Source organism: Bacillus altitudinis, from assembly GCF_001191605.1.
Taxonomy (GTDB): Bacteria; Bacillota; Bacilli; order Bacillales; family Bacillaceae; genus Bacillus; species Bacillus altitudinis.
This window is the reverse complement of sequence record NZ_CP009108.1, coordinates 1,836,782-1,855,964: the sequence shown is the minus strand read 5'-3', so window position 1 is coordinate 1,855,964 and position 19,183 is coordinate 1,836,782. Positions and strand designations below refer to the sequence as shown.

At 39.7% G+C, this 19,183-nt stretch carries 20 protein-coding genes, 1 tRNA gene and 1 pseudogene; 4 read left to right on the top strand and 18 right to left on the bottom strand.

Features of this window, described 5'->3' with window-relative positions; translation table 11 throughout:
• Nucleotides 1-20: 20 nt before the first annotated feature.
• Both ID12_RS09355 and ID12_RS09350 read right to left on the bottom strand, forming a co-directional pair.
• Nucleotides 21-896 carry a hypothetical protein gene (locus ID12_RS09355; RefSeq protein ID WP_041093337.1) on the bottom strand — a complete coding sequence of 292 codons (876 nt, stop codon included), beginning with the start codon at nucleotides 894-896 and terminating at the stop codon, nucleotides 21-23.
• Nucleotides 897-1,052: 156 nt separating this feature from the next.
• Entirely contained in the window at nucleotides 1,053-1,559 is a 507-nt protein-coding gene (locus ID12_RS09350; RefSeq protein ID WP_008349054.1) for a YhcN/YlaJ family sporulation lipoprotein, read from the bottom strand.
• A gap of 153 nt (nucleotides 1,560-1,712) precedes the next feature.
• Here ID12_RS09350 and ID12_RS09345 point away from each other — a divergent pair, with 153 nt between their 5' ends.
• Nucleotides 1,713-2,129, top strand: coding sequence for a hypothetical protein (locus ID12_RS09345; RefSeq protein WP_024719940.1), 417 nt, complete (start codon nucleotides 1,713-1,715; stop codon nucleotides 2,127-2,129).
• A 34-nt stretch (nucleotides 2,130-2,163) separates the two neighbouring features.
• Here the strand turns inward: ID12_RS09345 and ID12_RS19640 are convergent.
• Nucleotides 2,164-2,532: pseudogene (locus ID12_RS19640) on the bottom strand (hypothetical protein).
• Between the two features lie 94 nt (nucleotides 2,533-2,626).
• Here ID12_RS19640 and ID12_RS09340 point away from each other — a divergent pair.
• Nucleotides 2,627-3,718 (top strand): GGDEF domain-containing protein, encoded by a 1,092-nt coding sequence (locus ID12_RS09340; RefSeq protein ID WP_050827089.1) that lies wholly within the window; start codon nucleotides 2,627-2,629, stop codon nucleotides 3,716-3,718.
• A gap of 211 nt (nucleotides 3,719-3,929) precedes the next feature.
• Nucleotides 3,930-4,130 carry a cold shock-like protein CspB gene (gene cspB, locus ID12_RS09335; protein ID WP_008349061.1) on the top strand — a complete coding sequence of 67 codons (201 nt, stop codon included), beginning with the start codon at nucleotides 3,930-3,932 and terminating at the stop codon, nucleotides 4,128-4,130.
• Between the two features lie 115 nt (nucleotides 4,131-4,245).
• On the opposite strand, the gene ID12_RS09330 is transcribed toward cspB, so the two are convergent.
• The 9 genes from ID12_RS09330 to queG all read right to left on the bottom strand — a co-directional run bounded on the left by ID12_RS09330 (nucleotide 4,246) and on the right by queG (nucleotide 14,086).
• Nucleotides 4,246-4,605, bottom strand: coding sequence for a hypothetical protein (locus ID12_RS09330; protein WP_050827088.1), 360 nt, complete (start codon nucleotides 4,603-4,605; stop codon nucleotides 4,246-4,248).
• 13 nt (nucleotides 4,606-4,618) lie between these two features.
• Nucleotides 4,619-5,143, bottom strand: coding sequence for an NAD(P)H-dependent oxidoreductase (locus ID12_RS09325; RefSeq protein WP_008358701.1), 525 nt, complete (start codon nucleotides 5,141-5,143; stop codon nucleotides 4,619-4,621).
• 17 nt (nucleotides 5,144-5,160) lie between these two features.
• The gene (locus ID12_RS09320) at nucleotides 5,161-6,780 is read right to left on the bottom strand and encodes a DHA2 family efflux MFS transporter permease subunit (protein WP_048003249.1); all 1,620 of its coding nucleotides are present in this window, start codon (nucleotides 6,778-6,780) and stop codon (nucleotides 5,161-5,163) included.
• Between the two features lie 39 nt (nucleotides 6,781-6,819).
• A complete protein-coding gene (locus tag ID12_RS09315; protein ID WP_007497037.1) occupies nucleotides 6,820-7,452 on the bottom strand; it encodes a biotin/lipoyl-containing protein in 633 nt (210 codons plus the stop codon).
• A gap of 362 nt (nucleotides 7,453-7,814) precedes the next feature.
• Complete coding sequence (yhbH, locus tag ID12_RS09310) at nucleotides 7,815-8,978, bottom strand: sporulation protein YhbH (protein WP_007497035.1); 1,164 nt, start codon at nucleotides 8,976-8,978, stop codon at nucleotides 7,815-7,817.
• A gap of 140 nt (nucleotides 8,979-9,118) precedes the next feature.
• The gene (locus ID12_RS09305; RefSeq protein ID WP_017360374.1) at nucleotides 9,119-11,014 is read right to left on the bottom strand and encodes a PrkA family serine protein kinase; all 1,896 of its coding nucleotides are present in this window, start codon (nucleotides 11,012-11,014) and stop codon (nucleotides 9,119-9,121) included.
• Between the two features lie 442 nt (nucleotides 11,015-11,456).
• Nucleotides 11,457-11,930 carry a tRNA (uridine(34)/cytosine(34)/5-carboxymethylaminomethyluridine(34)-2'-O)-methyltransferase TrmL gene (trmL, locus tag ID12_RS09300; protein ID WP_003211950.1) on the bottom strand — a complete coding sequence of 158 codons (474 nt, stop codon included), beginning with the start codon at nucleotides 11,928-11,930 and terminating at the stop codon, nucleotides 11,457-11,459.
• A 43-nt stretch (nucleotides 11,931-11,973) separates the two neighbouring features.
• Nucleotides 11,974-12,876 (bottom strand): amidase domain-containing protein, encoded by a 903-nt coding sequence (locus tag ID12_RS09295; RefSeq protein WP_050827087.1) that lies wholly within the window; start codon nucleotides 12,874-12,876, stop codon nucleotides 11,974-11,976.
• A 61-nt stretch (nucleotides 12,877-12,937) separates the two neighbouring features.
• Nucleotides 12,938-14,086: a tRNA epoxyqueuosine(34) reductase QueG gene (queG, locus tag ID12_RS09290; RefSeq protein WP_026050065.1), complete on the bottom strand. Its 1,149-nt coding sequence runs from the start codon at nucleotides 14,084-14,086 to the stop codon at nucleotides 12,938-12,940.
• Nucleotides 14,087-14,169: 83 nt separating this feature from the next.
• Here queG and ID12_RS09285 point away from each other — a divergent pair, with 83 nt between their 5' ends.
• Nucleotides 14,170-14,766 (top strand): hypothetical protein, encoded by a 597-nt coding sequence (locus ID12_RS09285; RefSeq protein WP_080987785.1) that lies wholly within the window; start codon nucleotides 14,170-14,172, stop codon nucleotides 14,764-14,766.
• A 96-nt stretch (nucleotides 14,767-14,862) separates the two neighbouring features.
• Here the strand turns inward: ID12_RS09285 and ID12_RS09280 are convergent.
• The 6 genes from ID12_RS09280 to ID12_RS09255 form a co-directional block, all read right to left on the bottom strand.
• Nucleotides 14,863-14,936 (bottom strand) — tRNA-Gly (locus ID12_RS09280).
• A 127-nt stretch (nucleotides 14,937-15,063) separates the two neighbouring features.
• A complete protein-coding gene (locus ID12_RS09275; protein ID WP_035392598.1) occupies nucleotides 15,064-15,744 on the bottom strand; it encodes a hypothetical protein in 681 nt (226 codons plus the stop codon).
• Between the two features lie 79 nt (nucleotides 15,745-15,823).
• Nucleotides 15,824-16,105: a hypothetical protein gene (locus tag ID12_RS09270; protein ID WP_035392600.1), complete on the bottom strand. Its 282-nt coding sequence runs from the start codon at nucleotides 16,103-16,105 to the stop codon at nucleotides 15,824-15,826.
• Complete coding sequence (locus ID12_RS09265) at nucleotides 16,102-17,007, bottom strand: PqqD family protein (protein ID WP_035392602.1); 906 nt, start codon at nucleotides 17,005-17,007, stop codon at nucleotides 16,102-16,104. Before ID12_RS09265 ends, ID12_RS09270 begins: the two co-directional genes overlap by 4 nt.
• Nucleotides 16,991-18,457 carry a hypothetical protein gene (locus tag ID12_RS09260; protein WP_050827085.1) on the bottom strand — a complete coding sequence of 489 codons (1,467 nt, stop codon included), beginning with the start codon at nucleotides 18,455-18,457 and terminating at the stop codon, nucleotides 16,991-16,993. Before ID12_RS09260 ends, ID12_RS09265 begins: the two co-directional genes overlap by 17 nt.
• Complete coding sequence (locus ID12_RS09255) at nucleotides 18,435-19,181, bottom strand: ABC transporter ATP-binding protein (protein WP_008349096.1); 747 nt, start codon at nucleotides 19,179-19,181, stop codon at nucleotides 18,435-18,437. Before ID12_RS09255 ends, ID12_RS09260 begins: the two co-directional genes overlap by 23 nt.
• Nucleotides 19,182-19,183 lie beyond the last annotated feature (2 nt).

The window sequence follows — 19,183 nt, the reverse complement described above, 5'->3', positions numbered from 1 at the left end:
ACGGCTACCCGATTTTCAGGTCAGCCGTTTTTTCTTTGATATTTCAGTTTAAATTGCTCTTCAAAATCTGTGAGACGTTGTCCTGTCGCTTGTTCAAACCCTCTATCAAAACGACTAGTTTTCGCCGTTTCCTCCATGATCTCATGTATGACATCTCGTCCATAAAGCTCCACAAGCTCATAGATCATATAGTAGCTTTGTAAATAAACATCTGTCTCATACGTCGTGCGAGATTCTTGCCAGTCTTGATCAGAATAAAGAGATTTAAAAGGAATGACGTCAAACCGTTCAGACGTGGCATTCAGCACATCATAGGCCGTCCATTCTGCTGTTCCTTCATGGAACCAAAGGGGAAAGACGACTGGAGATACCTTATATGCATGCACCTTTTCATAGAAAACAAAATGGGCATACTCATGAATGAATAACGTGTTGAAAAAGTATAAAGGCAGTGTCTCTTTCTTCAACAATTCTTCCCGTTTATCTGGGTATAATCCAATCATATGATCAACATCAGAATAAAAACCTGTAATATGCTTGATACCGGCAAATTGCTCAATCGTCTCTTTATCATCAAAATAAATGATATCTAACGGTTTATCAGCTTCATACTGAAACACTGACATCGTCCTCTTCTTTGCCTGCTCAAGCGCTTCTATGGTCAGATCGACAAAGGCGCCCTCATCCTCTGCATAGTAGATTCGAATATGTTCATAGACTTGCTTATTGAGTCCTTCCGTTAAAACCGTTTTAGGCGAAGAATGCTGCTCTAGATATTGCTCTGCCAGCTGGAACGCTACATAAATCAAGTACGCAGTGAACGCATAAAAAATCAAACCTGCTGCAATCATTCCGCTTACAAGTTTTTTATGAATTAATGACGGTTTTGCTTTCATTTACTCCCCACCTGAATTCATCCTGCAACCTCTTTCTCTTTCTATGAAAAAACAAAGATCAACAAGAGGTGATATATTTTTTACTTTATGCAGTCAGGTGCGCAAGGTGCGGTTCCAAACAAAAAAGCCGCATATGACATACGGCTTTTGTCGTAGCTATTTTGATTCAGGGAAGACACGTCGAACCGTTTCAGTAAACTCGTCGAAGAATCCTGAAATTGGCTCTCCACTTCTAATACGTTTTCCGTACCCTGCCATACGATCGACAAAGTCTGGATTAGCAGATACATACACATTATCAATTTGTTGATCCGTCGATTTGACTTTGTCAGAAATTTTCTTTTTCAAATCGTCTGTTACATCTCCGCTTTTATTGCCTTCAAGCACGACAGCAACAAATGCATTTTTCCCTGTGACAAGTACGTTCGCTGTTTTCACTTCAGACATGTTGGCAACAAGCTCTGATGCCTTATCTGCCACTTTCACCTTCTGAGGTGTTTGTACATTTGGTTGATCCTGTCTCATGTTGTCGTTCTTATATGTGACATTTTCGTACTGTCGTTTCATTGTTCCTCTTCGTTCATCGCCTTGATTGTTCATTCCACACCCAGCAGTGATCAATGTTGGAACGAGTAATAAAGATAGCATCCATTTCTTATTCATCAATTTATTCCCTCCTTTTGCTCATAGGTTTTTCATCCAGCAGACTTTTTATGCACACATCCTCTATTTCAGCAATGAATTCATAAATCAGCCTTGATTGGTCATCCTAAACATGATGAAGAAGTATCATCACGATCAAATGGAGGGATTCGTTTGTTTAAAAAGAGAAAAGGTATGAGTACTGGTGCAATGATCGCAGCATCAACAGCCATCATTGCATTATTTTCACCACTATTACGGAGAAGACTAAGCAGCATGACTCAAATGAATTTGTCCTCAATGATGAAAGGCAAAGATCAACACCATCATGAGTCATCTCGTCATGAGTCCCATTCACATTCACGTAAAGACTCAAAAGGCACAGCTGAAGTAGGACAAATGATCAAGCAGGCATTCACCGCTGTCCAGCCTAATGAAACAAGCCAGCATCAAACATCATCGAAAACATACCAAACCCATCAGCCGCCGAGAGAGTCTTACGCCCAGTCTCTTCACATTGATGAAAGTGTCATGAATGTAATGGATGATGAATCTATTCAGCAAGTACTCAATGACATCGAGCACAAATAACTAAAACAGGAGCCTTTTTTCAGAAGGCTCCTGTTTATTCTCCCGAAAAATGCTCTTTCACCATGATGCAGAAGGAAGGCAAGAAGGTAATTTCGATCGTGATAACAAACATCTAATAGTATCAACAGCTCTTTTTCATGCTGCCGATCCTTTTTTATTTCTACATGTCGCACAGTTTTAAAGGCATATACTCCTAAAACGGATGCGTCCTTTTTTCGAACAGCCCTCAAAGAAAATTCTTGTACTCCAAGAGACATCGTCACCACAAATCGCTCTTCCTCATTCTCAAACCGAAACGTTAGATCTTGATATTCAATGGGCATATCTCGTTCAAATCCTTCATCAGGCCACGTCTCAAAAAAGAAAGCGAGTCCGTTCGATCTGGAAATTGTTTTCTCCTCATTTTAAACCCCTCATAAGTGAAATTTTTATTAATTATCTTGTTTCCCCTTTTCTTTTGCAACAAATTTTAGTAATTTTAAAAAGGTGATTTTATTTTGCTAAGAGACCTCTTTATTAATTTAACAATTCTTGTCACTTTCCATTATTTATTGATGCTTGTGTTTAAAGAGAATTTTTTAAAAAAGGAAGACACCCTGCTCAGACAAATTTATAAAGGAATGATTTCTGGGTTACTCGGTGTCCTCTTAATGTTTTTCTCTATTAAAGCAGGACCAGCCATCATCGATTTAAGACATATCCCCCTTATTTTAACGGCATTTTATGGAGGCATTGCACAAACGTTCATTGCAGCCTGTGTGATCATTATTGGCCGATTATTAATCGAAGCCAATGTCGCTTCTTTCATTAATATTTTTTCCATGATATTTATCGCCACAGCTTCCTTTTTAATTGCTGAGCGTCATATCAATCACGTCGTAAAAATGCTATTATCTATTACCATGAGCAACGTCATAGCGACGATTTTATTTATCATCATCGTCAATGAAAGGTCATTTGAACTGCATGCTGCCTATTGGATGTTCTCGTATATTGCCGGTTTATTTAACTTTTATGTCATTGAGCATCAAACAAAAGCGTATCAGATGTTAAATTTGTATAAATTCCAAGCTCATTATGACTTTTTAACTGGTGTTTTAAATAAACGGAAATTCGATGAGATATTAAATGATGCTTTTTCTCTGAACTTAAAGCAACCTATCCATCAAATGTCCTTGATTTATCTAGACATCGATTATTTCAAAACCATCAATGATCAGTATGGACATCATGAGGGAGATATCGTTTTAAAAGAAATCGGAACAAGGCTGATTAAGAACACAAGAAGCTCTGATTATATTGGGCGAATCGGCGGTGAAGAATTTGCTGTGCTTTTACCGAATTGTTCCGTTGAAAAAACATGGCAAATTGCGGAACGTTTACGAAAAAAAATGGCGGATCAGCCAATTTATTTACAAAACGGAACATCGATTTACATTACGGTGTCAATTGGATGTGCTTATGATGCAGGAACAAGTGAAAACATGAAACAATTACCGATTATTGCAGACCAGGAGCTCTATAAAGCGAAGCAGTCAGGCAGAAACCAAGTGAGCTTTTCTGGACGAAAAAGAGAACACTTAACATAGGCTTTTTCCTCAATTTGTTAGTGCTAATTATTTTTAAAAAAGTTTTCGTATAACAGTTGTTTTTTCCCGCAAACACTGGTAAAGTAAAGGTAATTATTTTTGTTCGTATCATCTTTAAGAAGAAAGTTTTGAAAGAGTTTTCGTCTTTGAAGTTTGTGTAAGAGCAAGAATAGTGAATTTAAGCGTTAAGATCGCTTTAGGAGGAAATTTCATGTTAGAAGGTAAAGTAAAATGGTTCAACTCTGAAAAAGGTTTCGGATTCATCGAAGTAGAAGGTCAAGACGATGTATTCGTTCACTTCTCTGCTATCCAAGGCGAAGGCTTCAAAACTTTAGAAGAAGGTCAATCAGTTTCTTTCGAAATCGTTGAAGGTAACCGTGGACCACAAGCTGCTAACGTTAACAAAGCGTAATTTAAGAGCATCTGCTCTTTTAGCACTTTATAGAGTGAAGGAAAACCGCTCGGCTTTTATGCCGGCGGTTTTTTTGTGCAATAAAAAAAAGAGAACCTGACGAGAGGTTCTCTTTTTATTTGTCCTTCTGCTTTAGTTTCTGTAAAGCAGAACGATACATATCATCATTCATTTTCGTCTCTGGTTCTTCTTCTTTGACAGGTGGTTCTGGCTGCTTAAACTTTTGAAGCGCCTGTCTATAGAAATCATCACCTGACGGAGCATCATCTGTCTGAGAAGGCTCTGACGCTTTTTCTTCCACTTCAGGCTCTACAGGTCTCGCCGCAACTTCTGGCTCGCTATGCGGCACGTCAGGATGATTCGATACATCTTCTTTGATCTCTTCCTTCTCGGCCGAAGCGTGTCTGACATTGAACGCTACTAATCCGATAATAACTAGAAAAGCAGCTACTAACGCTACAATAATCGTCGCCAAAAGAACCCTCTCCTTATCGCTTAAATGACGCAGTGACTGATGCTACACGTCTTCCTAATGCTTTCCCCAGCTCAATGCCTTCTGCAGAAATCACTTCATCAGAATCAATCGGGCACGTCACACCTGCTCCATAATAAGAGCCGTATAACGCATTTTCTGGAACATTTCCAGGAAGGCCGACCACAAGCATCCCTTGATGGAACATTGGCGTAATCAAATTATGCATCGTCATTTCTAATCCGCCGTGTGTTGTTGCAGTGGTACAGAAAACGGCACCGACTTTATCGATGAGTTTTCCTTCTGCCCATAAATACCCAAGACGGTCAATCCATGTCTTTAATCCAGAACTAATGGTACCAAAGTGACCAGGGCAGCCCCAAATGATTGCATCCATTTGATCAAGCTTGCGGATATCCGCATCTTTCACATGATCAATGAACACTTCAGCTTGCTCTGTTTCACCTGCGCCAGCTGCAATCGCTTCTGCAAGTGCTTTTGTATGGTCACCTTCACTATCGTATACGACATAAATTTTCATGTACGGTCCCTCCACACTTATCTTGCATCTTGGTTTGCTTCCTTAGGTGCTGGAAGCAATGTCATTTCTTGTTTCTTATCCTGCTTTTCTTTTCGCTTTTTATCCTTACGTACATCTCGCAGGAACAAGCTGAGAATCACACCAGCTGCACAGAATAATGTCACCCACATGTAAGCATCATTGATGCCCATCACATTGGAATCAACTTGTGCTTTCGTAAAGAGCTGGGTCGACACATATTTTTGAGCAGCTTCTGCTGTCATGCCCATATGGTGCATCACATTAGAGACAGCCGCTTGGAATGAATTCATAAAGAACGGATCAGCCGTATTCGTTTGATCTGCCATATTGGAATAATGGAATGTCGTGCGATTTGTATAAATCGTCGTGATCAAACTCGTACCGATCGAACCACTGATTTGTCTCAGTGTGTTTGACATCGCTGTACCATGACTGTTTAAATGCTGTGGTAATTGGTTCATCCCAGCAGTCATGACTGGCATCATCAAGAGTGACATACCAAAGGCACGTACTGCATACATGAGCACAATGTGACTATAAGATGTATCAATCGTAAGCTGTGTAAACTCGTATGTGGTGACAACCGTAATCAGCATCCCCACAATGGCAAGTGGACGAGGTCCAAATTTATCAAACAAGATCCCTGAAATTGGGGACATAATGAGCATCGCAAGTGCCCCTGGAAGCATTAAAAGCCCCGATTGCAGTGCAGTAAACCCAACGAGGTTCTGCAAGTAGATCGGTAGTAAGAACATCCCAGTGTATAAGGCAACGGTAATAATAATGTTAATAACACTTGATAATGAGAAAATGCTGTATTTAAACACGCGGAAATCAAGCATCGGATTATCCGCTTTTAGCTGTTGGAAAATAAAGAGAATGATCGCAATCGCACCAATGATAATCGTAGATAAAACGATTGGATCTGTCCAACCATCACTTCCCGCTTCACTCACTCCGTATAGAAGCGAAGCAAAACCAACGATCGACAGAATCGCACCAAGACTGTCCAGCTTGATTTTTTTAGGCTCTACAATATTTTTAAACATAAAGAAAGCCGCGATAATGACAATCGCACCGATTGGTACAAGTCCATAAAACATAATACGCCATGAATAGTGTTCAATAATATAACCAGATAACGTTGGTCCGACAGCTGGCGCAAACATCATCGCAAGACCAAAAATCCCCATTCCTTTCCCTCTGTTTTCTGGAGGGAAAATAAAAAGGATTGTTGTCATGACGAGCGGCTGTAAGATACCGCCACCGACTGCCTGAATCAAACGACCAATCAGCATCGTAGAAAAGTTTGGCGCAATACCGCAAATAAAAGTCCCTAGTGTAAATGAAATCATCGCCACGAGGAATAAGCTGCGCTGGCCAAAACGTGTGATTAAAAACGCAGATAACGGAATGAGCACACCGTTAACAAGCATGTAACCTGTTGTAAGCCACTGAATTGTCGTCGCACTCACATTAAATTCAGTCATTAAATGGGGCATGGCTACGTTCAAAAGCGTTTGGTTTAAAATCGCTACGAACAAACCGGCCATTAAAATGATCAGTAAAGACAAGGAGCCTGCTCCCTGTTTTGTCGCTGCAGGTTGATTTGCCATCTCAGACAACCTCCTTTCATTTTTTGATATCAGTCATCATTAAGATGAAATTTTGACAGAAGCATTCATACCTGGAAGTACTTTGTCAGATGGATTTTTAATTGAAATTTTCACTGCTACTTTTTGTGTCACTTTCGTGTAGTTACCACTTGAGTTTGTGGCTGGCAGCATATTGAATGTTGAGTTTGTTGCATAACCAATTTGTTCAACTGTTCCTTCAAATGTTGTATCAGGATCGCCGTCTACAACGATGTCCACTTTGTCACCTTTTTCAATGTTCTTAATGTCTGTTTCTTTAATATTCGCTGTAATGTAAAGCTTGCTTAAGTCAATCGTTTCACCAAGAACTGTCCCAGGCTGCACTTGTTGGTTGTTTTGTACTTCTTTTTTGACTAATGTGCCATCAGCCACTGCTTTAATGTTTGTTTTTGCTTCTCCTTCAACTTTTGCCACTGTGCTGTCTTTTTGCACTTCGTCACCTTCATTGATATCCCAGCCTTTGATTTGTCCAGCTGCTGGCGCTGTAATTTGGTACATGTCACCTGTCACTTTTGCTTCATCTGTTTTTACGAAGTTTGTGCTTTCGTAGTAGTAATAAGCACCTCCGGCAATAATGGCAAGAATCACAATAAGGCCAATAATATTTGTTAGCAATAAACGCCCTCTGTTCATGTTTTGTTTCTCCTTTCATGTATAAAAATATAGTGTCATCTGCTTTAGCAAACTTAGAATGCCCATCATCTGACAGATTATGAAACAAGCTCATAGAGCTGTCTGTTTCCCCTTTTTCTACTCCGCTGAAAATGGTGTGCAGCCCATTTATACTTATTGTTCACTTATGAGCAAAAAGCAGAAAAAGAAGAAAAGACGATCGGCATCTTTTTTGAAAAACTTATATTTAACAAGATTAAATATTAATAAATGAAAATTGAAATGTCAAAGAGAAAGTTTTACTTTTTTTCTGGTGATCCCTTCCTTCTCCACACAAAAAACCTTTCAGCCCTTATGCTGAAAGGTTTTTTTGAATGTTCTCTTTAAGAAAGAACTTCTTCCTGCTGAAAAAATTTTTTTAATGCGAGAAAAACGTCTGATTTTTGCTTCAAAATATAATGTTTAAATTTCTCATCCTGAATATGTTTATATGCTGACATTAACGTAGAATGCCGATTATATTGATTCACTTCACCATAACAAAATAAATTGGCTTTTTTCATAATTTCAGAAACGAGCTTCACGCACCGTGCATTATCAGAGGTCAAATTGTCACCATCAGAAAAATGGAAAGGATAAATATTATATCGTGACGGGGGATATCGTTCGTCTATGAGCTCTAGTGCCTTTCGATAGACAGAAGAACAAATGGTTCCCCCGCTCTCTCCCCGAGAAAAGAAGTGCTCCTCGTCTACGACCTTCGCCTCTGTATGGTGAGCAATGAATTCGATCTCGACTGTCTCATACTTTGTCCGCAAGAAACGTGTCATCCAAAAGAAAAAGCTTCTCGCCATATATTTTTCCCAAAGCCCCATACTTCCGCTCGTATCCATCATCGCTAGGACAACCGCTTTCGATTCTGGTTTGGTGACTTCATTCCACGTCTTATACTTAATATCCTCTGGATAAATAGGATAAAAGGAAGGGCTTCCTGTCATAGCATTTCGTTTAAATGCTGACAGCATTGTTCGTTTTTTATGGATATTACCGGTTAACCCCGTTTTGCGAATATCATTAAACTCAATTTCCTCGACAACGATATCATCAAGTTCCTTTTGTTTAAGATTTGGTAGCTCCAGCTCACGAAATAGCGCTTCCTCTAAATCCATTAATGAGACTTCTGCTTCGTAATAATCATCACCGGCTTGATCTCCAGCACCTTGACCTTTTCCCTGCCCTTGCTTACTGTCAGATCCATCCCGAGCGACCACATCGCCAACCTGGCTGTCTCCATCCCCCTGACCTACATGCTTATTCTTATCATAGTTGTACCGAATTTTATATTCATCTAAAGAACGGATCGGAATTTTGACCACATCTTTGCCATTAGACATAATAATGCTTTCCTCTGTGACAAGATCCGGCAAATTGTTTTTAATCGCCTCTTTGACTTTTTTCTGATGACGCTGCTGGTCATCAAAGCCTTTTCGATGGAGGGACCAGTCTTCCTGAGACACAATAAACTGACTTTTTTCTTGCCGGGACATCCATCCCCCTCCTCACCTTTTTGGACAATTCTTGTACCCATCGATTCCATTATCGTATGCTGGTCGTCGTCGAAATGACGACGATTTTTAAAAAAGACATTACCGGTGCTGGTTTGCGCCAATAATGCCTCCTTCATTTATTAACGATTCAGAAGACTGCCTACATATTTTAAGAGTTCATTTGCACTTGTAGAATTATAGCCATGCTCATCAATCAATCGCGCCACTACTTCATTGACTTTTTTCAACTGCTGCTCATCCGGCGTTTTCGTCGATGTCGTAATTTTCACGACATCTTTCAAATCGGCAAAGAGCTTCTTCTGAATAGCTTCACGTAATCTCTCGTGAGAATTATAATCAAAGCGTTTGCCCTTTCTCGCATAAGCCGAAATCCGAATGAGGATTTCTTCTCTGAATGCCTTTTTGGCGTTTTCAGAAATGCCGATCTGTTCCTCAATTGAACGCATGAGCTTTTCATCAGGATTCATTTCTTCACCTGTTAACGGATCACGCAGTTTGTTTTTATTGCAGTACGCCTCAACATTATCTAAGTAATTATCCATGAGAGTTTTCGCAGACTCCTCATAGGAATACACAAATGCCTTTTGAACTTCCTTCTTCGCCATATCGTCATACTCTTTTCGTGCGACAGAAATAAAATTCAAATAACGTTCCCGATCTTCACTTGAGATCGATGGATGCTGATCGAGTCCTTCTTTTAAGGAACGGAGGACATCCAGTGCATTGATGGATTCCATGTTCTTTCGAATAATGGTGGATGAAATGCGGTTAATGACATATCTCGGGTCAATTCCGCTCATTCCTTCGTCATGAAATTCCTTTTTCATCTCATCAATATCAACAGATTGGAAACCTTCGACACTTTCCCCATCATACAGTCGCATTTTTTTCACCAAATCGATATCAGACCGCTTCGGCTCTTTCAGCCTTGTCAAAATAGAGAACATCGCAGCTACCTTTAGCGTATGCGGTGCAATATGAACATCTGAGACATCACTTTCTGAAATCATCTTATGATAAATACGTTCTTCCTCTGTCACCTTTAAATTATAAGGGATCGGCATCACAATAATTCTTGAGTGTAAAGCCTCGTTCTTTTTATTCGAAATAAATGATCGGTACTCCGTTTCATTCGTATGTGCAACAATCAATTCATCCGCACTAATCAACGCAAAACGCCCCGCCTTAAAATTCCCCTCCTGCGTTAATGAAAGAAGATGCCATAGAAATTTCTCATCACACTTTAACATCTCTTGAAATTCCATCATTCCACGGTTTGCTTTATTGAGCTCTCCATCAAACCGGTACGCACGCGGGTCTGACTCTGAACCAAATTCAGCAATCGTTGAAAAATCAATACTTCCTGTTAAGTCAGCAATGTCCTGAGATTTCGGATCCGACGGGCTGAAGGTACCAATGCCGGTCCGTTTGTCCTCTGAGAAAAAAATTCGTTCCACTCTCACATCCTCAATGCGGCCACCATATTCCTCTTCGAGCCTCATCAAGTTTAAAGGTGATAAATTCCCCTGCACACGTATGCCGTATTCTCTATAGAAATCCTCCCGCAGATTTTGCGGAATGAGATGAAGCGGATCTTCATGCATTGGGCAGCCTTTAATCGCATAGACTGCGCCATGATCTGTTAGTGAATACTCTTCCAGCCCTCTTTTCAGCCTTGTGACAAGCGTCGATTTCCCGCCGCTGACTGGCCCCATTAACAATAAAATACGCTTTCTGACATCTAAACGTTTAGCCGCAGGGTGAAAATACTCTTCCACTAGCCTTTCCAATGATTCCTCTAAACCAAAAAGCTCCTGATCAAAAAATTTGTAGGTTCTGACCCCATTCTCCTCTTCAATCCCGCTGTCCTTAATCATATGATAAACGCGAGAATGAGCAGATTGAGCGACAAGTGGATTTTCTTTAATAATATCTAGATATTCACTGAAGGTGCCTTCCCATTTCAGTCGCTGCTCTTCTTCTCTGTGCTGTTCAATTTTCTTTAAAATATCCATATGAACCTCCTCTTTCAAGATTGAAGCTAGAAATCAGATACTGTTTTACAATCTATGCGGAGGCGTCCTATTACATGCTTTCGTTCTTCAAAATGACGAATTGGCAAACTGAATTGACAACCATCCGCAAGACCCTTCATAATAAAGGAAAAACAGGAGAAAAATGATCTTCATCTCCTGCTTTTCAAGGCGAACTTCACAACATATGAAACTGGCAGCGAAGGAACAAAGGGATAAGGGGGAGCTTATATGAGAACGGTCATTATGATGGGCGTCATCATTACGTTTTTAGTATCCATTTTCACAGCTGGCTACGAAGGCAAGCCTGGTAAATGAAAAAAAGGATGTTCCATCAGCGGAACATCCTTTTTCATTTCGTTCATATTTTCAGTACTTACATATTCACTGAAAGCGAGATCGGATCTCGGCTTTTATCATGTTCTTATATCAAATCTCGGTATTGCTGCTGGCGAAGCGCCTCATACACAAGAATCGCTGCCGTATTCGATAGATTCAGTGAACGAACATGCTCTGTCATTGGTAAACGTAGACAGCGATCCATATTCCGTTCAATCAAATCTTTTGGCAATCCACTTGTCTCTCTGCCAAATACGAAGAAGTAGTCTTCATCTAGTTGCGAGTAATCGAACGTTGTATGCGGCTTTTGCCCAAACTTAGTGATATAGAAAAATTGCCCCTTCGGATGAGCCTCAAACAATTCATCTAATGAATCATGATAGACGACATTGGCATATTTCCAATAATCGAGTCCTGCACGCTTCAGCATTTTATCATCTGTCGAAAAACCAAGCGGACGAATCAGATGAAGTGTTGTATTTGTTGCTGCACATGTTCGCGCAATATTTCCAGTATTAGCTGGAATTTCTGGTTGATATAAAACGACATGAAGTCCCAAAAAAGTTCACCTCTAATTTTCTTTTCCGCTCAACATTATACCATTAACTATCCTTCGGAGCATCGTCCAAAATGTGAAAAAACGTATAACGAATACTTGGTGTATAAGCCGTTGAATCTTCATACGACCAGTAACGCATACGGCTGTCATACGTTTGTGCATTCACAAGAGGCATTCCGCCTTTATCATGATCAACGACAATGGTTGTATGATTATACCTACCGTCACCTTCAAAATCGTAGCAAATAACATCACCTATTTGAAGCTCCTGCGGCTCCTTGAGCTTCTTCGCTCTCAACCCCGCTTTGGAATTCGCTAAATAATTTTTCATCGAATGGGCCACCGTCCAGCTGTAGCTCCATGTATGTGGACGAACCCACCAGCCAGATCCACGGTTCGGATATCCTCTCGTTGGCGCATTCCCTGCTTTTAGACATTGTGAAATAAAATTCGTACAGTTATCTTCGAAATTTTTATAGGCTGGATTTCGTTTATTCCAATACGTCTCAGCATATTGAACAGCTGCACGCCGGTCATAGTGAAAAGCTCTTCCAAATTGGTCTTCGTTTTGGAAGCGCTCATCCACCTGATCTTCCTTTTGTCGTTCTTCTAACATCATCCGATCTTTCACAAGCATGTCGTTATAAAGAAACGCTTCTCTTTTCTCAACCTGTTCCTCTAAATAAAAAGAATCGTCTATATCCTTACAGACATAAGTGAGGTGAGCGAGATATTGTATTTGCTGAGCTCCATCATCTTGAATAGCTGAATCGAGAAGTTTTGCTTTTGCTTTCGCCTTGACAATCTCAACTTGTCTTCTTGCAAACAGCTCTTTCTTTCGCTCCACAGCGTCCACATCAGACATCAGCTGCGGCTGTTTGATCGTACTGCCATTTAATAAATATGCCAGTCTGTCTTCTAACGTTTGTTCTAATAATTGTTTCACACAGACACCACCAAACTTTTTTTAACATCTCTGTTTGGTTCATTCTATGTTCAATGGGAGGTTATTTAGTATTTAAAGGTGTTTGTAACAATTCAATCCCTTTGATGATCTCTTGTTTTGCTTCTTCATCACTTTCCCGCTCAAGGGCTTTTTCCAGTTCTGAAAGCTGCTGACCATCGCCAATTTTACCGATTGCCCAAGCAGCCGTGCCTCGAATGACTGGTCTTGGATCTTTATGCATCAGGTCAACCAAATCTGGCAAAGCAGATGTATCTTTAAAGTGAGCAAGTGCCAAAATGGCATTCCGCTGAATAGGCTTTTTCCCTCGCCATGATCCAGAAACATGACCATACTTCTCTTTAAATTCACGATTGCTGATTGTCAGCAGTGGCTTTAAGAGCGGCTTTGCAATTTCAGGGTCCGGCTCCATTTCAGGATGTAGATGAAAGTCTTTCCCTTTATTAATTGGGCAGACCGTTTGGCACGTATCACATCCATACAACCGATTTCCTATTTTCGAGCGAAATTCGTCAGGTAAAAACCCTTTTGTCTGTGTTAAAAACGAAATACACCTTTGAGAATTGAGCTGGCCTGGATTCACAAGAGCACCCGTTGGGCATGAATCCACACATTTATTACAAGTTCCGCACTGGTCTTCTATTTTCTCATCCGGTTCAAATGGAACATTTGTAATCATCTCAGCCAAATAGACATAAGATCCGAACTCTGGTGTGATAATCATACAGTTCTTTGCACTAAAGCCAATGCCGGCACGTTCGGCTACAGCACGGTCAGACAATTCACCTGTGTCCACCATTGATTTTGTCCGTATATCTTCGTGTTTACTGCGCAAAAATTCTTCAAGCATGTCGAGCTTTTTTTTCAGCACAACATGATAATCAGTTCCCCATGAAGCCCTGCAAAAAATCCCTCTTCTTGCATCCTTTGTACTTCGGGGAGCATCTTTCATTTTGGAAGGGTATGCGAGCGCAATGGCGACAATTGATTTTGCTTTTGGAAGCAGCAAAGCAGGATTTGTTCGTTTTTCGATATCAGGTTCTTCAAAACCGGACAAATACCCTAACGATTCATGTAAGATGAGGCGGTCCTTTAATGAATCAAATGTATCAGCACTTGCAAATCGAATTTTATCGACACCAATTTCGTTCGCATATTGAATTAACTCTTCTTTTAATTGTCCAACATGAATCACCTTGCAAACCTCCTTTCTTTGTTTCTTCAGTTGTTTTCAGTATAATACGAGTGTATCATGACCGATTGGAGTGAGTCACTGTGAAGATACAAATGGAAATCTCCCAACCTCAAAGCCCGTCTATCCATGTTGGACAGATTGAATATTCACATATTGAGATAGGAAAATCCCCTCAAATGTTAAAAGGCCGACTGCGTCTGTTTCAAGAATCTTTGTTTTTTGAATATGAAGATCAAACTTTGGAAGAAGTACCAGCGATCAAAGAATGGACGAATCTTCTAGAAGATATCCCCTTTCTTCCGCTACTTGCTGATATTCAAAAAGAACAATTTATTGACTCGACCAATTCCGTACAGGATTTGTCGATATTTTTTTCATTAAAATATTTCTTGCCTATCCTTACATTAGATGCCGATCAATTGAAAGGGCCTCTTTCATTATCCAAAAATGAAACTGGTCATATTGAATGGCAGGATGGCGCAGAGCTTAAAGGGTTATTTTCTCAAGCAAGTAAAGCTCAAATTTCTCAAGACACAAAAAGCATTCTTCAAATCATTCTCTTCCCACCATCTATTTCCCGGGAAAAGAGTGAAGCGCTTATACAATCCTTGACGAAGATGTTTATACAAATACATGGTGGAGAAAGCAAATATGAACTCATTGAAAAAGCACTGTAGGTCACAGTGCTTTTCACATTATACTGACATAATAAAAAACGCAACACTTCGTTTATCTATGAAACGAAATACTGCGTTATAAACAAAATTATGTATTGGAGCGGGTGATGAGAATCGAACTCACGACATCAGCTTGGAAGGCTGAGGTTTTACCACTAAACTACACCCGCATCAATCTTTTAAAGACAACGTCATTGCGTTGACTTTTATTATGTTACAACTTTCTTAACAATTCGTCAAGAGAATATGAAGATTTTTCGTCAAAAAATTTCATATTCTCCATATATATTACGATAGTTATTTGTCTAGCTGCAAATACACCAAATAAGCCTGCTTTACATCTTTTAATTCCTCTTTCAGATTCTTTTCAGAACCTGTTAAACCAGAAAACTCATGGTTCATTCCAGTTGTGATGGTAGTAGAAATTAATTTTTTCTCTCCAGGAGACATGTGAAAAAGATCTGAAGCTGATATCGTTGTGTTTCCTCCCACGTCCTGTTTGAAATCCATGCTAGTCGAGAGTTTCGTTAGTTCGCTTTGCTCTTTATCTTTCCATAAGCTATACGTTACTTTTAACAGATCATCTTTTTCATCTTCTAGCTGATAGATAAAATTCACACTGTTATCGACGCCATTTTGATGAAGGTCAATGGTGATTTTTTTTGTATCTTCTTTTAATAATTGTCCATCTTTGTAATGCATACCGATCAAGGATACACTTTTATTACTGCCTTTTAGTCCTTTCACTGTCATCGCTTCAAACGGCTTATCTGATAATGCTTCCAAAAGACTTTTTTCATTTTTTGTTAGTTTCATAGGTTCGACAGTTACTTCATCGTGAGTTGCTGTTTCCTTATTTTTCTCTGTTGCAGGTTTTTCTGAGACCGTTTTCTCTGTCGTTGTTGTTTCTGCAGCCTTCTCGCCGCATCCTGCTAATAGAAAAACAGTCAATAAAAGAATGCTCCATTTCTTAATCATTGATATCCCCTTTTATACATTTATTTTTTATTATACTAAAATTTGGTTTAATATACAAAAAAAGATTAGGAGAATTCTCCTAATCTTTCGCTTTTTTCTGTTTCATGGCTGATAGGAATGCCACAATGAAAAAACTGACAGCAAAAATGACAACCATATAAATAAAAAAGTTTGGTTTGATTTGGAACGTAAATGCAGACGAACCTTCCATCTCAAAAGCAAGACTGTTAAATAATAATTCATTATTTGTTTTTGATTGAAATAAGTGATAGAACAGAACACCAATGGTCAGCATCGGAAAACCTAAGAAACCTAGGAAACTACCAACAATTGCACCTTGTTTCATTGCCTGAACGTTCATGATCGTTGTCCTCCCATTCCACCAAGCAATAACTGCTTCATAATAGACTTACCATCCCCCATAAACGGAAGAAGGTAGAGCAATTGAATAAAATACGTGATTGAAAAAATGAAAAACCCTGTCGAAATTGGATTTTCTTTTAGAAATAAAACAGTCACAATGATTCCGACTGCGCCAATGAGCCCCGGCAAAAGCGGACCAAGCAGTGTAATCCACACCTGTTTTTTCTGAAACGGGTCTAAAACAGGCCTCACAAATTTCACAGACATCATATCGCTCGCAAAAAAGCCTTGAGGACCATCCCGGCCGGCGAACTTCCGATGTGCATACCCATGTGCCGCCTCATGCAAGGCAGTTCCAGTAATTAATCCGAAATAAATAATCGTAAAATAAATCGCAATGGCCGCAATCGATGAATCAGGAATAAATAAAAAGGCGATTCCCGCCATGATCATAAAGAGCACCCAGAAAAAGATGATTTTGCGCGTCACCATCAGCAGAGCCGTACCCAATATGTGAAGAAATGAATGACCCGTGCAGTCAAACCGCTCTTTCATCTTTACTTGATACTGCTTAAAAAATTGACAGAAGGCTGTGACAGTCCGATATGGCGATTGATAATGAATCGACAGCAAGTGATGCTGATTCAGCCCCATCATCAATTGATAAAAATCGCGGGCAATCACAGACTCATCGACCTGAAACAAATCGGCGAGTTCTGCCGTAATACTCGCCTCTGTCCTTTGACCATCCACTTTCGTTAACATATGATATGCACTTTCGTTAATTGGAAGTGAGCTTCCGTACTGCGTATCAGTCAAATGCCTTTTTTGTAAAGTCACATATGGCGCAAGTGCCGGCACCCGCTCAATCTTTAGCTTATTGTTAAGAAGTTGAATCATGTGAATACCTCCATGAAAAACCTTTATATATGGCAAAGATGAGCAGACATTCAAATCCTGCCACAAGCAGCCACTGAAGCATTTGACTCGATTCCCCTATCACATAGTTTCCAATAAATACAATCGGAATCATGATTAAAATAAGCGCTCCAAACGAGAAAATACCTGTGTATGGATTATTTCGATCAAGGGGCAATAAAATACCTACCACATAAAAGAGAGCCGTTGCATTACACAAGACAGCAGCGCCAATCAACACGATCCATATCTGATCCGGGAGCGTCAGTGTTGTGATCATAAATAAAACAATTTGGATCACACCAACGAGCAAAAGCCCGAGGAACTTATAAAGAGCCACTTCCCACGGCCTTAGACCAAACGTTTTATACATCCCAAGCATACGTTTGTCATTGCCAAATGAATTAAAAGCTGTTAACCCAGCTAGCGCACATAAGACAAAAAAAGCTTCTCCTTCAAAGCGGAAGGCAAACTGATAACGGACAAATAAAATGACAATAAGGAGGATGAGAAAGTTTAAAATATTTTCTTCATTTCTCACTTGTGACTTTATTTCCTTTACAATGAGTGACCACTTTTTCGAAGATGAAAATGGCAGCTTGTGCAGAAAGGTTAACGCTTTTTTCTCAGCCATAATTGGCATTAAAGCAAGAGAAATAAATGCGCCTCCCGCAGATAATAAGATGAAGAGGATCAAAATCGCATAATTCACCCCGTCAGGAGACATCCCTTGTGCCGCTAAGAAAAACGGCGCTGTAAAATACATCAAATGATAATCAAACTGTACATATGATTGCTGTATTTGATTGATGTCGAAATGTGTCATTCCATACGCTACAACTAGCGCTAATAAAACAAATATCGCTGCAAATTTTTGCAACGGTAATTTTAATTTTAGTACGAGTAAATAAGTCACGTTGTAAATGAGCTGAAGCAGTGTTAAGACAAAGAGCGATTGCAACAGCACCATCAAAAAGAACGTAAGAATAAAGAAAATACCGATCCCTTGTGCAATAAAATTAGGTAAAAGCAAGATCCCGATGAAAAATAAAACAAGCCCTGTCACGACTGTCACCATCGGAATGAAGTAACCAAGACTTTTTTGAAAGGTAGACAGCGGAAACCAGCTGAGCTGCATAGAAAAACGATCTTGTTCAGGTGTTCTGACTTTGATCAGCACAAATAACAAGCTTGTAAAAATGGATGCATTGATTGCCATCGACACAACCAACAACCCAAGTGAACGGTCATCTCCATTTAAGAAAGCCTTCATAAAGACACCCGTAAAACTGTATCCGATGATGGCTCCCATTGTGACTGCAAACAAAAAGAATAAGACCACAATGATTCGCTTCGTTTGAGTATCAAAGAGCTTATACATCTCCTGCTGCCACATTTTAAGCATCATTTTAGAAATGATTAATGATTTCATCAAAATGTGCACCCCTATCACTTAACATTGAAGCTTTCAGAAACACCTGTTCCAATGTGCTTGATTGATACTTTTCTTTTAAGGCCGAAACCGTCCCTTCATCCATTTTATTTCCTTTAGAAATAATGGCGATCTTGTGGCACAGCTCTTCCGCTGAAAGCATATCATGCGTTGAAAGCAAGATTGCACCATGGTGCTCGGCATAACGTTTCATTAGTTTCTTTGTGTTTATAACCGCTTCAATATCAAGTCCTCTAAAGGGCTCATCCATGATCACTAATTGACTCTCAAGCATAAAGGCAGCAATCAGCTGTGTCTTTTTTTTCATTCCATGGGAATAGGTTTCAATCGGTCTTGATAAAGCTGATTCCATATCAAACAATTCAATTAGTTGATTTCTTCTTTGAATTGTTTTACATTCATACATAGAAGAAACAAAATCTAAATATTCAGCACCAGTCAATGCTTCAGGGAGCAGCAGATCATCTGGAACATAGGCGACTTGTTTTTTAAAGGATGGATCATCATTTGTGACATCCTTGATATGAATGGTTCCTTCTGTATGCTTAATGATGCCGAGTACACAGTTAATCATCGTTGTTTTACCGGATCCATTTGGTCCAGCCACAGCAACGATTTGATGAGGGGCAATTTTCAAATGAAAATCATTGACAGCAGTCACGTTATTTTTATACGTCTTGGTTAAATTCTCGATCGTAAACATAT